The organism is Burkholderia sp. BCC1993, assembly GCF_905339865.1.
Lineage (GTDB): Bacteria > Pseudomonadota > Gammaproteobacteria > Burkholderiales > Burkholderiaceae > Burkholderia.
Genome location: NZ_CAJPGZ010000012.1, coordinates 12,568 through 25,815 on the forward strand (window position 1 = coordinate 12,568; position 13,248 = coordinate 25,815).

The 13,248-nt window shown below is 69.8% G+C and carries 13 protein-coding genes; 6 read left to right on the forward strand and 7 right to left on the reverse strand.

The features are described from left to right. Position 1: 1 nt before the first annotated feature. The 4 genes from fliI to fliF are packed head-to-tail and all read right to left on the reverse strand — an operon-like array spanning position 2 to position 4,961. Positions 2-1,543 (reverse strand): flagellar protein export ATPase FliI, encoded by a 1,542-nt coding sequence (fliI, locus tag U4Y91_RS20745; RefSeq protein ID WP_321806663.1) that lies wholly within the window; start codon positions 1,541-1,543, stop codon positions 2-4. Further along, positions 1,537-2,220 (reverse strand): flagellar assembly protein FliH, encoded by a 684-nt coding sequence (gene fliH / locus U4Y91_RS20750; protein ID WP_321806664.1) that lies wholly within the window; start codon positions 2,218-2,220, stop codon positions 1,537-1,539. The genes fliI and fliH overlap by 7 nt, the downstream gene beginning before the upstream one ends. Beyond that, positions 2,213-3,208 (reverse strand): flagellar motor switch protein FliG, encoded by a 996-nt coding sequence (gene fliG / locus U4Y91_RS20755; protein ID WP_321806665.1) that lies wholly within the window; start codon positions 3,206-3,208, stop codon positions 2,213-2,215. Before fliG ends, fliH begins: the two co-directional genes overlap by 8 nt. Then, positions 3,198-4,961: a flagellar basal-body MS-ring/collar protein FliF gene (gene fliF / locus U4Y91_RS20760; RefSeq protein ID WP_321806666.1), complete on the reverse strand. Its 1,764-nt coding sequence runs from the start codon at positions 4,959-4,961 to the stop codon at positions 3,198-3,200. Before fliF ends, fliG begins: the two co-directional genes overlap by 11 nt. 251 nt (positions 4,962-5,212) lie before the next feature. On the opposite strand from fliF, the gene fliE reads away from it, so the two are divergent. The 6 genes from fliE (at position 5,213) to U4Y91_RS20790 (ending at position 9,439) form a co-directional block, all read left to right on the forward strand. Beyond that, on the forward strand, positions 5,213-5,557 hold the full coding sequence (gene fliE / locus U4Y91_RS20765) for a flagellar hook-basal body complex protein FliE (RefSeq protein WP_040142465.1): 345 nt from the start codon (positions 5,213-5,215) through the stop codon (positions 5,555-5,557). Positions 5,558-5,753: 196 nt separating this feature from the next. Continuing rightward, positions 5,754-6,188, forward strand: a complete 435-nt coding sequence (fliS, locus tag U4Y91_RS20770; RefSeq protein ID WP_321806667.1) for a flagellar export chaperone FliS — start codon at positions 5,754-5,756, stop codon at positions 6,186-6,188. Next, positions 6,185-6,517, forward strand: coding sequence for a flagellar protein FliT (locus U4Y91_RS20775; RefSeq protein WP_321806668.1), 333 nt, complete (start codon positions 6,185-6,187; stop codon positions 6,515-6,517). Before fliS ends, U4Y91_RS20775 begins: the two co-directional genes overlap by 4 nt. A 75-nt stretch (positions 6,518-6,592) precedes the next feature. Next, complete coding sequence (locus U4Y91_RS20780) at positions 6,593-7,987, forward strand: flagellar hook-length control protein FliK (protein WP_321806669.1); 1,395 nt, start codon at positions 6,593-6,595, stop codon at positions 7,985-7,987. Further along, the gene (locus U4Y91_RS20785; protein WP_044848841.1) at positions 7,984-8,304 is read left to right on the forward strand and encodes an EscU/YscU/HrcU family type III secretion system export apparatus switch protein; all 321 of its coding nucleotides are present in this window, start codon (positions 7,984-7,986) and stop codon (positions 8,302-8,304) included. Before U4Y91_RS20780 ends, U4Y91_RS20785 begins: the two co-directional genes overlap by 4 nt. A gap of 400 nt (positions 8,305-8,704) precedes the next feature. Next, positions 8,705-9,439 (forward strand): PepSY-associated TM helix domain-containing protein, encoded by a 735-nt coding sequence (locus U4Y91_RS20790; RefSeq protein WP_321806670.1) that lies wholly within the window; start codon positions 8,705-8,707, stop codon positions 9,437-9,439. A 163-nt stretch (positions 9,440-9,602) separates the two neighbouring features. Here U4Y91_RS20790 and U4Y91_RS20795 read toward each other — a convergent pair whose 3' ends face one another. The 3 genes from U4Y91_RS20795 to rqpR all read right to left on the reverse strand — a co-directional run bounded on the left by U4Y91_RS20795 (position 9,603) and on the right by rqpR (position 13,245). Then, positions 9,603-10,628 (reverse strand): XdhC family protein, encoded by a 1,026-nt coding sequence (locus U4Y91_RS20795; protein WP_321806671.1) that lies wholly within the window; start codon positions 10,626-10,628, stop codon positions 9,603-9,605. Positions 10,629-10,967: 339 nt separating this feature from the next. Beyond that, on the reverse strand, positions 10,968-12,374 hold the full coding sequence (locus tag U4Y91_RS20800) for an amino acid permease (protein WP_321806672.1): 1,407 nt from the start codon (positions 12,372-12,374) through the stop codon (positions 10,968-10,970). Between the two features lie 214 nt (positions 12,375-12,588). Next, complete coding sequence (rqpR, locus tag U4Y91_RS20805) at positions 12,589-13,245, reverse strand: response regulator transcription factor RqpR (RefSeq protein ID WP_321806673.1); 657 nt, start codon at positions 13,243-13,245, stop codon at positions 12,589-12,591. Positions 13,246-13,248 lie beyond the last annotated feature (3 nt).

Sequence of the window (13,248 nt, forward strand, 5' to 3'; positions counted from 1 at the left end):
ATCAGCCTCCGTGTACGTCGAACAGCGCATCGAGCGCGGCGAGGCTCGATTCGAACGGTGCGCATTCGCGAAAGCCCTGCTGCAGGAACGATTCGATGCGCGGGTAGAGCGCGATCGCGCGGTCGAGCTGCGCGTCGCGGCCGGGCGCATAGGCGCCGACCGCGATCAGGTCGCGATTGCGCTGGTAGCGCGACAGCATCTGCTTGAACTGCCGAACGCGGTCGAGATGCGGTTCGTCGATCAGCGCGGTCATCGCGCGGCTGATCGACGCCTCGATGTCGATCGCCGGATAGTGGCCGGCCTCGGCGAGCGCGCGCGACAGCACGACGTGGCCGTCGAGGATCGCGCGCGCCGAGTCGGCGATCGGGTCCTGCTGGTCGTCGCCTTCGGTCAGCACCGTGTAGAACGCGGTGATCGAGCCGCCGCCTTCGGGCCCGTTGCCGGTGCGCTCGACGAGCGCGGGCAGCTTCGCGAACACCGACGGCGGATAACCCTTGGTCGCGGGCGGCTCGCCGATCGCGAGCGCGATCTCGCGCTGCGCCATTGCGTAGCGCGTCAGCGAATCCATCAGCAGCAGCACGTGCTTGCCCTGGTCGCGGAAATACTCGGCGAGCGACGTCGCGTAGGCGGCGCCCTGCATCCGCAGCAGCGGCGACACGTCGGCCGGCGCCGCGACGACGACCGAGCGCGCGAGCCCGTCCTCGCCGAGGATCTGTTCGATGAATTCCTTCACTTCGCGGCCGCGTTCGCCGATCAGCCCGATCACGATCACTTCCGCGCTGGTGTAGCGCGCCATCGTGCCGAGCAGCACCGACTTGCCGACGCCGGAGCCCGCGAACAGGCCCATCCGCTGCCCGCGGCCGACGGTGAGCAGGCCATTGATCGCGCGCACGCCGACGTCGAGCACGTGGTGGATCGGCTCGCGATCGAGCGGGTTGATCGACGGCGCCGACAGCGGCGCATCGACCTTCGACCCGAGCGGGCCGAGGCCGTCGAGCGGGCGGCCCGACGCGTCGACGACGCGCCCGAGCATTTCCCAGCCGACCGGCAGCCGCTTGGCGCCCGCGAGCGGATCGGCGACGGGCGCGGCCTCCCGCGGCCATACGCGCGCGCCGGGCAGGACGCCGGCGACGTCGGTGGTCGGCATCAGGAACAGACGATCGCCGGAGAACCCGACGACTTCCGCTTCCGCGTGCGGCAGCGTGCTGCCGGGCGGCAATTCGATCGTGCATTCGGCACCGACCGACAGGCGCAGCCCGATCGCCTCGAGCACGAGGCCCGCGGCGCGCGTGAGGCGCCCGCACGGCCGCAGCGGCAGCGCGTGGTGGCTGCGTGTCGCGAGCCCGTTCAGGTGCGTGCGCCAGTGCGCGAGATGCGGATTGTGCGGCGCGCGCGGCGTGTCGCAGGCGGCATCCGTCGCGTGTGCCGGCGCGTCGTGAGCCGTGTCGTGCGGACCGTCGGGGCCGAACGACGCGAGCGCGAGTTCGCGCTCGAGCGGCGTCATCCCGTCGTGCAGGATCGATTCGGGCGTGGGCGTCACCACGCGCTCACCTTGCCGATCGCGGCGGCGACACGCTGCCAGCGGGTGGGCAGCGTCGCGTCGACCTCGCCCGTCGCGGCGTGCGCGCGGCAGCCGCCGCGTTCGATCGATGCGTCGGTGCGCACGTTCCAGCCGAGCGTCTCGAGTTCGTCCTGCAGATAGGCTTCGACGACGGGCAGGTCGGCCGGATTCACCGCGAGATGCGGCGCGCCGGACAGCGCCGGTTCGGCGGCGAGCACGTCGCGCACCGCCGCGACGAGCGCGGCGGGATCGTGCTTCACGTGCTGGCGCACGACCTGCTGCGCGATGTCGAGCGCGAGCTGCGCGAGGTCGGACGCGAGATCGTGCTCGATGCTCGACACGGCTTCGCGGAACGACGCGGCGAGCGCCGCGAGCTGCGCGGCCTGTTTGCGGGCTTCGGCCTGGCCGGCTTCGAAACCCTGCTCGCGGCCCTGGTCGAAACCGGCCTGGTAACCCAGTGCCTGGCCTTCGACGTGACCGGCCGCATGGCCTTCGGCATGCGCGGCGTCGCGCACGCGCTGCAGGTCCGCGGCGAGCGCGGCGGCGGCCGCTGCGGCAGCGTCGGGCGGCGGCGGGGGCGGCGGCGGATCGAACGACGCCATCTCCCACCGCTGGTATGCGGTGAGGGTGCCGGCGGGCTCGCGCGCGGAATCAGACATACGCGTCTTCCGCCTTGCCGCCGATCACGACCTGGCCACTTTCGGCGAGGTTGCGCACGATCTGCAGGATGCGGCGCTGCTGCGTCTCGACTTCGGACACGCGCACCGGGCCGCGCGCGTCGAGATCCTCGGCGAGCAGTTCGGCCGCGCGTTGCGACATGTTCGCGAGGAACTTCTGGCGCAGCGCGGGCGGCGCGCCCTTCAGCGCGATGATCAGCGTTTCCGACTCGACTTCCTTCAGCACCATCTGGATCGCGCGATCCTCGAGGTCGAGCAGGTTCTCGAACACGAACATCTGGTCGATGATCTTCTGCGCGAGGTCGGCGTCGTACTGGCGCACGCTTTCGAGCACGCCTTCCTCATGATTGCTCGTCATGAAGTTCAGGATCTCGGCCGCGGTGCGGATGCCGCCCATCGGGCTGCGCTTAAGGTTGTCGCTGCCTGACAGCAGGCCGGTCAGCACGTCGTCGAGCTCGCGCAGCGCGGCCGGCTGGATGCCGTCGAGCGTCGCGATCCGCAGCATCACGTCGTTGCGCAGCCGCTCGGTGAAGCACGATGCGATCTCGGACGCCTGGTCGCGATCGAGGTGCACGAGGATGGTCGCGATGATCTGCGGATGCTCGTTCTTGATCAGTTCGGCCACCGCGCCCGAGTCCATCCACTTCAGGCCCTCGATGCCGCTCGTGTCGCTGCCCTGCAGGATCCGGTCGATCAGCACGCCGGCCTTGTCCTCGCCGAGCGCCTTGGTCAGCACCGAGCGGATGTACTCGCTCGAATCGAGCGACAGCGCGGTATGCTGCTCGGCTTCCCGCGCGAACTCCTGCAGCACGTCCTCGACCTGCTCGCGCGTGACGTTCTTCAGCGCGGCCATCGCGGCGCCGATCTTCTGCACCTCGCGCGGCGCGAGGAACTTGAATACTTCAGCGGCCTCTTCCTCGCCGATCGACATCAGCAGCAGCGCGCTCTTGGTCAGGCCTTCAGCGTTCATCGGACACCCAGTTCTTCACGACGGTGGCGACGATCTTCGGATCCTGGCGGGCGATCGTGCGCGCGTAGTCGAGGTTGCGTTCGTAGCGGTTCTTTTCGTTCTCGAAGCCGAGCAGCAGCGCATCGGGCTCGTCGGCCTTGTCCGGGGCGGGCAGGCCGTCGAGCACGACCGCATCCTCCGGCGCCGCGAGCGCCGGCGCGACCGGCTCGGGCGGCGGGAACGCGCGGCGCATCGCCGGGCGCACGAACATGAAATAGAGCGCCGCCGCGGCCGCCGCGATGCCGAGCCACTTCGCGGCTTCCTTCGCCATCGCGATCATGTCCGGCTGGCGCCACCACGGCAGGTCGGCGTACGGATCGCTGGCGGTCGAGAACGCGCTGTTCACGACGTTTACCGAATCGCCGCGTTTCTCGTCGTAGCCCATCGCGTCCTTCACGAGTTGCTCGATCTGCGCGAGCTTGGCGGGCGGCAGCGGCTGCATCGTCACGTGGCCCTTCGCGTCGGCCACCGGCTGGTAATTGACGACGACGGCGACCGACAGCCGCTTCACGTTGCCCATCGGCTGCTCGACGTGGCGGATCGTCTTGTCGAGCTCGTAGTTGGTCGTCTGGTCCTTGCGGTCGCTGACGGGCGTCGACTGCGGCCCGTTCTGGCCGTTGCCGGCGACGATCGGCGCGGAGGCCGGCTGCGGCGGCGTGTTCGACAGCGCGCCCGGCACGCCCGAGGCGCCGCCCTGCGCGAGTTCGGTGGCAGTGCTGGTCTGCTGGCTGCGGATGGCGGTCTGCTGCGGCGAGGCGTTCGGGCCGTAGCTTTCCGAGGTCTGTTCGAGCTTCGAGAAATCGACGTCGGCGCTGACCTGCGAGCGCGCGTTGCCGGCGCCGAAGATCGGCGCGAGGATCGCGTCGATGCGCTTCTGCGTGTTGCGTTCGACCTGCTGCACGTACTTGAGCTGGCTCGCGTCGAGGCCGGAGGCCGAGGCCGTCTGGGTCAGCAGGTTGCCGTCCTGGTCGACGATCGTCACGTTTTTGGCCGGCATGTCGGGCACGCCGGACGACACCATCCGCGTGATCGCCTGGACCTGACCCTCGTCGAGCACGCGGCCCGGGTAGAGGTCGACGAACACCGACGCGCTCGGCGCTTCCTTGTCGCGCACGAACACCGACGGCTTCGGGATCGCGAGATGCACGCGCGCCGTCTTGACCGCGTTGATCGATTCGATCGTGCGCTGCAGCTCGCCTTCGAGCGCGCGCTGGTAGTTCACCTGCTCCGCGAACTGGCTGATGCCGAATTTCTGGTTGTCCATCAGCTCGAAGCCGACCGAGCCGCCCTTGGGCAGGCCCATCGCGGCGAGCTTCAGGCGCGTTTCGTGGACCTGATTCGACGGCACGAGGATCGCGCCGCCGGCGTCGGCGAACTTGTAGGGAACGTTTGCCTGCTGGAGCGCGGTGATGATCGCGCCGCCGTCGCGGTCCGACAGGTTGCTGTACAGCACGCGATAGTCGGGCGCGCGGCTCCACAGCACGAGCGCGGTGATCGCGGCGATGGCGAACGCGACGGCGATCACGAACGGCAGCTTCGGGTTGCCCTTCATCCGCGAGATGCCGGGGATGCGTTCCGCGAAGCCGCCGAACCCGAAGTCCGCGCCGGCGCCGCCTGCTCCCGGCAACGCGGCGGCCGCGGTGGCGCCTGGCACCGGGCTGGCGAGGCCCGTGCGGGCGTCGGGGTTGATCAGCGAGTTGGCCTGCGAATCCATGCGTGGAGTTTCTCCGGAGCGGGACGACTGAGCCGCTCGGACGAGCGGACGGACAATGACACGATGCGATTATCGGGACCCGGACGCGACTCCGATCGACCGAAAAGAGCGGGGTTTCCCCCGTACTTTCGCGGCTTTGGCGCGCGCCGCGCTGCTATCCTTTTTCGCGATCCGGCATGGTGCGCGTCGTGCGGCGCCGTCGGAAACGCCCGGTGTGCCCGGGTCTCATCTCTTACAGGTCTGGGGACAGCATGGCTGCCAACGTCAGCGGAATCGGTTCGGTGTTGCAACAGATGCAGGCGATGGCCGCGCAGGCGAGCGGCGGCGTCGCGAGCCCGACGGCAGCGCTCGCCGGCTCGGGCGCCGCGACGGCCGGCACGTTCGCGAGCGCGATGAAGGCGTCGCTCGACAAGATCAGCGGCGACCAGCAGCACGCGCTCGGCGAGGCGCAGGCGTTCGAGGTCGGCGCGGCGAACGTGTCGCTGAACGACGTGATGGTCGACATGCAGAAGGCCAACATCGGCTTCCAGTTCGGGCTCCAGGTCCGCAACAAGCTCGTGAGCGCGTACAACGACATCATGCAGATGTCGGTTTGACGGGCGGGCATCGGGCGACGGGCAACCGGCGACGGGCTTCCGGGGACAGCCGCCCCCGGGGACCGGCCTGCCGGCCCGCCGGCGGCCCGTGCACCTAAAGCTTTCCAATTCCGTTCCGATAACTCTGGAACGAGGCCGCGTCGTGCATCGCAGGGCGGCGGCCACCGCATAGCCAACGCATCACAAGGAGAAGCGCATGTTTTCCCCAGGACACGCTGGAGCCAGTGCGTACGCGCGTGTCGGCGTCGAGACGGGGGTGATGGGCGCCTCCCCGCATCGGCTGATCGCGATGCTGTACCAGGGCGCGCGGCAGGCCATCGCGCTCGCGCGCATGCATTTGCAGCAGGACAACGTGCCCGCACGCGGCGAAGCGATCGGCAAGGCGATCGGGATCGTCGAGAGCGGCCTGCAGGCGTCGCTGAACCGCGACGCGGGCGGCCAGATCGCCGGGCGCCTCGACGCGCTGTACGCCTATATCGGCCGGCGCCTGCTGGAAGCCAACATGCACGCGAGCGACGCGATGCTGGTCGAGGTCGACGGGCTGCTCGCGACGCTCGAGGAAGCGTGGTCGGGCATCGCTCCGGAAGTCGCACGCATGGCCACGCAACAGGCGGCGGGCGCGGCGCGATGAATCTCAAGGCCGAATACTTCGCTCGCTACGAGGCGCTCGCGGCCGTGTCGGGCCGCATGCTGTGCGCGGCGCGCGGCGCGGACTGGCGCGCGCTGCCGGAGTTGCAGGCCGAATTCCTGACGCTCGTCGACGGGTTGAAGGCGGCCGATCCGGGCGTCGCGCTCGACGAAGCGGACCTCGGCCGCAAGCTCGCGCTGATCCGCCGCATCCTCGCCGACGACGCCGCGATCCGCGATCTCGCGTGCCCGGAAGTCGCACGGCTGGCCGCGCTGTTCGAGGCGCGGCGCTCGACCGAGGTATTGACCGATCTCTACCGCGCTCGCGGATAGTGCCCGTTTGCCGGGGCGGCGGTAGCCGCGTGCCCGGCTTCGCAACGATGTGGCTGAGGTGAGCAGGCTTCGATCATGACCGGTATCGACTCCGTTGCGGCCGCCCTGCTGGCGAGCCGCCTCGACAGCCTGCTGGCCGGCACCGTGATGGCGCCCGCCGGCGGCGGCGCGACCGCGCAGGTCGGCACGCCGGGTGCCGGCGCGTCGTCGCCGCCCGCGACGGCGGCCACGCCGGCCGCGCCGCCGGCGTCTGCGCAGACGGCACTGTCCGATGTCGCGCTCGTGCTCGATGCAATCTCGCGCTCGGGCGGTGTCGCGACGCCCGTGATCGCCGGGCGCACACCGCTGCTGGCCGACCCTTCCGTGCTGCTGAGCGTCGCGGCGGCCGCGCCGCCGGACGGGCAGAGTGCCTCCGATCCGGTCGCTTCAGCCGCTGCTTCTTCCAGCGCTTCCTCCAGCGCTTCTTCCAGCGCTTCTTCCAGCGCATCGCCCGCATCCGACGTCGCGGCCACGCGCGCTGCGGCGGCCGCACCGCCCGTCGCGGCGTTGCGCGCGGCGCTCGCGCAGGCCGTGAGCGAAAGCGGCCTCTTCTACGAATCCCATCTCGCGCAGTGGCTGGCCGGCCAGCGCCCGCTCGCCGCGCTGATGCGCGAACCGCAGGCGCGCCTCACGACCGTGCCGGTGCAGCCCGCCCCGGATGCCGCGCAGCACGATGCGCCCGATCTGCTCGACGAACTGCTCGCGCAGCGTCTGCCGTTGCCGGCGGCGGCGCCGCGATCCGCCATGCAGCCGGGCGCGCCTGCGCCGGGCGGTGCGGTGCAGCACGAGCTTGTGCAGAACGCGCAGTTGGCCGCCCGGCCGGGTGCTGCGTCGGGCACAGCCGCGCTGACCGACCCGCTCGGCGACCACTCCGACCCGCGCTGGATGCCGGCGCGCGCCGGACTGGCCGCCGCGTCGGCCGATCCGCAGGCGCAGGCATCGGCTCCCGTGCATCCGGCCGCCGTGCCGATCGTCCGGCAGCAGCTTGACGCACTCGCGACGGACCAGTTTCGCTGGGCAGGCGAGGCATGGCCCGGCGCGCGGCTCGACTGGACGATCGAGCCCGACGATCCGGGCGACCGCGCGTCGCGCAGCGGCGACGACACGGGGGACGGGATCGCCTGGCGCACCCGGCTGACGCTCACGTTGCCGTCGCTCGGCACGGTCGACGCGGAGCTGGTGTTGAACGGCAAGCAGCTCGTCGCGCGGCTGCGCGCGAATTCGGCCGGCGCCGACCGGCTCACGCGCAACGAGGCGGCGTTGCGGCAACGGTTCGAGGGATCGGGTCTGCAGCTCGGCGGACTGTCGATCCGCGCGGTCGGCGACGAGCCGGACGGCTTCGATCCGCTCGTCGCGCAGGCCGCCGCTGCCGCGTATGCGCGCAGCGCGGCTGGCGGCGTGCCGGGCGCCGACGACGAGGCGCCGCGATGAGCATGACGTCGCGCAAGCGCGCGGCCGCGCTCGTCTACGATCCGAAAGGCGGCGATGCCGCGCCGCGCGTGGTCGCGAAGGGGTATGGCCTGCTCGCCGAGATGATCGTCGCGCGCGCCCGTGATGCGGGGCTGTACGTGCATACCGCGCCGGAGATGGTGTCGCTGCTGATGCAGGTCGACCTCGACGACCGGATTCCGCCGCAGCTTTACCAGGCCGTCGCGGATCTGCTCGCGTGGCTGTATGCGCTCGATCGCACCGAGCCCGAACCAGGTGACGCCGCGCCGCGCTTTCCGTTGCCGCCGCTGCGCCGCTGAGCAGTTGAGCTGCTGAGCCGCCGAGCCGCCGAGCCGCCGAGCCGCCGAGCCGCCGAGCCGCTGAATCGCTGAATCGCTGAATCGCTGAATCGCTGAATCGCTGAATCGCTGAATCGCTGAGCCCACGCCCACGCCCACGCCAGCCCGGGTTTTCTTGCGAAATGCTGTCCGGGTCTTTCGCGATCATTTCGTTGGCATTTTTCTTCTATTGACCGGAATCTGCGCGCAATCAGCATGCTTTGTTGGTTATCTCCGGACTTTCTCGCCCGCTCCGCCGTGTGCCGACGGATTGAGCGGCCGCGCCATTTGTGTAATGATATCCATTCTCATTTTCATGCTGCCCGGGCGGCGCACGTTCTTCGTGCGCCGCCCGTTGCTTTGAACGAATGGATACTCTCGCGTGAACGCGTCCGAAACGATCGCCCCGCCGCAGGCGGGCAGGCCCCCCGCGGGCGTTACCGTGCTGCATCCGGCCGCACGGCCCCTGAGCGACGCCGAACTGGCGGCGCGCCGCCAGCGCTCGCGCCGCGCGACCTTCATCAAATGGCTGCGCAAGGTGCACGGCTGGGTCGGACTGTGGGGCGCGGTGCTCGGATTGCTGTTCGGGGTGACGGGCGTGCTGCTGAACCACCGTGCGCCGCCGCTGAAGATCCCGACTGGCGAACCGCAGGTCGAGCAGATGCAGATCGCGTTGCCGGACCCGGTGCCGAAGTCGCCCGCCGCGATGACGAAGTGGCTCCAGCAGGAACTGCACTTCGACGGCCGGCCGGGCCGCGTGCGCAAGGAGCCTGCGCAGCCGGTCGCCTGGGGCGACAAGCGCGTGATGCAGCCCGAGCACTGGCAGATGGGCCTGTTCGGTCCGCACCAGAACCTGCAGGCGGAATACTGGGTCGGCAACGGCTACGTGTCGGTGAAGCGCAGCGGCAACACGTTCCTGACGACGCTGAACAACCTGCATCGCGGCGTCGGCATGAATCTCGGCTGGGTGCTGCTGATGGACACGATCGCGGGTTCGCTGATCCTGTTGTCGCTGACGGGCGTACTGCTGTGGACGGAGTTGAACAAGCGCCGCACGGTCGGCGTCGTGCTGGTGGCCGGCTCGGTCGCCGCGGCGCTCGCCGCGGGTCTTGCCTGACGTCGGCATCGACGCGCGCCGGTTTCCCGCCGGCGCATGACGGCCATTCGGCGCGGCCTTGCACCGCGGCGACGGCCTCAAGAAAACGCCGGGCCGCCCCAGGTTTTCCGCCCCGAAGGAAGTCCCCTTGGGGGGCTGGCGCGAAGCGACAGGTTTGGGGGGCTCAGAGGCCGCAGGCCGCGCCGCCGTTTGCCGCGATCTCGCGGGCGGCCTTCGCGCCCTCGACCTGCAGGATCGTCGGCAGCGACACGTTGTTCTTCGCGGCCGTCACTTCGGCGAGGATTGAGATCGCGATTTCGGGCGGCGTGCGGCTGCCGATATAGATGCCGGCCGGCCCGTGCAGCCGCGCCAGTTCCGCCTCGCTCAGGTCGAATTCGAGCAGCCGCTCGCGCCGTGCCGCGTTGTTGCGTCGCGAGCCGAGCGCGCCCACGTAGAACGCGGGCGTCTTCAGCGCCTCCATCAGCGCGAGATCGTCGAGCTTCGGGTCGTGCGTGAGCGCGATCACGGCCGAACGCGCGTCGAGCTTCATGTCGAGCACCGTGTCGTCGGGCATCGTGTGCACGACGCGCGTGCCCGGCACGTCCCACGCATCCGTGTATTCCTCGCGCGGATCGCAAACCGTCACCTGATAGTCGAGCCCGACCGCGATCTGGCACAGATAGCGCGACAACTGCCCGGCGCCGATCACGAGCATCCGGTAGCGCGGCCCGTGGATCGTCACGAGCCGCTCGCCGTCGAACGCGAGCCCGTCGGTCGCCTGCGCGGGTGACAACGACGCGCGCCCGGTCGCGAGCGTCATCGTGCGCGTGACGAGGCAGCCGGCTTCGACTTCCGCGCACAACGCGGCGATCCCGCTGTCGCGCGTCAGCGGCTCCAGCACGAGCTGGATCGTGCCGCCGCAGGGTAGCCCGAAGCGGTGCGCTTCCTCGGCCGTCACGCCGTACTTGACGGCTTCCGGGCGCGCGTCGGCCGCGATCCCGCTTGCATGCACGCGGGCGATCAGGTCGTCCTCGATACATCCGCCGGACACGGAGCCGACCACGAGCCCGTCCTCGCGCACCGCGAGCATCGCGCCTTCGGGGCGGGGCGACGAGCCCCACGTCTTCACGACTGTCACGAGCAGCACGCGGCGCCCTTCGTCGAGCCAGCGCGCGCTGGATTTCAGTACATCGAGATCGACGCTTTCCATCATCCTGTTCCTGTTGCCGGACGGCCCGCCGGGCCGGGCCGTCGTTCGATGGCGGGATTATGAACTGGCCGGCGCGCACGTGCTGTCAGCGTGCGGATCGTGCTGGCAAATCCGGACGATCGGGCAAGAAATCGCGACGATCGGGCAGCGATCGCACGCGGGCGGGGCAAAGCGGCGCATGTCGCGCCGCCTGCGCGGGTGCGCCTATGGCGGGGACGATTCAGGCGGGAGGGAGCGGGGCGCACGGGGCCGGTGACGGCCCGGCGTGGCGTCATACCGCTACGAGCTACGAGCTACGCGATACACGCTGCGCGCTGCGTGCGCGCGCAGCGGCGGCGGTCAATGCGCGTCGTGGTGACCGTGCGCGAGCTTCGAGTGGCGCCGCGAATACAGGAAATAGATCACGAGGCCGATCACGAGCCAGATGCCGAACGCGGCCCACGTGACGGGCTGCAGGTTCAGCATCAGGAACAGGCACGCGCCAACCGCGAGGATCGGCACCACCGGCACGCCCGGGCAGCGGAACGCGCGCGGCAGATCCGGGTGCGTGCGGCGCAGCACCAGCACCGCGATCGACACCATCGAGAACGCGGCGAGCGTGCCAATGTTGATCAGCTCGGCGAGCACGTTGAGCGGCACGAGCGCGGCGATCAGCCCGAAGAACAGGCCGACGAGCCAGGTCGTCAGGAACGGCGTCGCGTAGCGCGGATGCACGCGCGACAGCGTCGCCGGCAGCAGCCCGTCGCGCGACATCGCGAAGATGATTCGCGTCTGGCCGTAGCTCATCACGAGGATCACGGTCAGCATGCCGAGCACCGCGCCGAGGTCGATGAAGCCTGCGACCCACTTCTCGCCGGCGATCTGCAGCGCATACGAGATCGGGTGCGACACGTTCGCGTACTGCGCCGACGGCACGATGCCGGTCGCGACCGCCGCGACCGTCACGTACAGCACCGCGCACACCGCGAGCGACGCGATGATGCCGATCGGCAGGTCGCGCTTCGGGTTCTTCACTTCCTCGGCCGCCGACGACACCGCGTCGAAGCCGATGAACGCGAAGAACATCACGGCCGCAGCGCCGAACACGCCGTTCCAGCCGTGCGGCATGAACGGCTTCCAGTTCGCGGGCGTCACGTGGAACACGCCGACCGCGATCACGAGCAGCACCACCGACACCTTGATGAACACCATGATGTTGTTGATGCGGGTCGACTCGCGGATGCCGATCGACAGCAGCGTCGTGATCACCACCATCACGAGGAACGCCGGCAGGTTGAACCACGTGACGACGCCCGGAATCGCGCCGGGTGCGGCCGTCAGCACGGTCGGCAGCGAGAGCCCGAAGCCCTGCAGCAGCGACTGCAGGTAGCCCGACCAGCCGACCGACACGGCCGACGCCGCGAGGCCGTATTCGAGCATCAGGTCCCAGCCGATGATCCAGGCGACGAGCTCGCCGAGCGTCGCGTACGAGTATGTGTAGATCGAGCCCGCGACCGGAATCGTCGACGCGAATTCGGCGTACGACAGCGCCGCGAGGCCGCATGCGATCGCGGCGATCACGAACGACAGCATCAGCGCAGGGCCGGCCTGCACGGCGCCCGTGCCGGTCAGCACGAAGATGCCGGTGCCGATGATCGCGCCGATGCCGAGGAAGGTGAGGTCGATTGCGCCGAGCGCTTTCTTGAGCCCGGCGCCGTGCGCGCCGGCGATCATGCGATCGACGTTTTTCTTGCGGAAGAGGGACATTGCGGATGTGTCTCCGGCGCGCGCGAGCGCGGCGGCGCCGAGTGAGTGAAAACCCGCAATTTTAGCCGATTTGGCGTGAAAGACCCGCTGCGGCGCAGCGGCGTGCTCCGGAATCGCCCGATAAAACAAGCGCTTGCGCGCTGCATTCGGCGGCCGGTGCCGGCGCGGCGCAGGCCGGCGCGGTGAACGGCGCGACTCCGGTGAATCCGACGGATCAGGCGCCCGATGCGGGCGTCATCTCGACGAGCCGGTTGCTCATCACGTAGAACGTCAGTTCCGCGTTGTTCGACAGCCGCATCTTCTCGAGCAGCCGCGACCGGTACACGCTGACCGTCTTCACCGACAGCGACAGCGTGTTCGCGATGTCGGTGAGGCGCTTGCCCGACGCGAGCATGCAGAGCGTCTGGTATTCGCGGTCGGACAGCTTCTCGTGTGGCAGCGGTTCGTTCTCGAACGACACGTAGTCGGCGAGCGCCTCGGCCATCGCCGGGCTCACGTACTTGCGGCCGGCCGCGACCTGCTGGATCGCGCCGATCATCTGCGCGGCATTCACCGTCTTCGACAGGTAGCCGGCCGCGCCGGCCTTCAGCGCGCGCACCGCGTACTGGTCCTCGCGGTACATCGAGAACATCAGCACCGGCGCGCCCGGCAGCTTGCGCTTGATGCGCTTGAGCACCTCGATGCCGTTCGCGTCCGGCAGCGAGATGTCGAGCAGGATCACGTCGAAGGCCTGGCGGTCGACGGCGGCCATCGCATCGCTGCCGGTCTCGGCTTCGGTCACGTCGCGCGCGACGCCGCGGTCGATCAGCAGGTGGCGGATCCCTTGGCGGACGATCGCATGATCGTCCACGAGCAGGATGTTCAGGCTCATGAC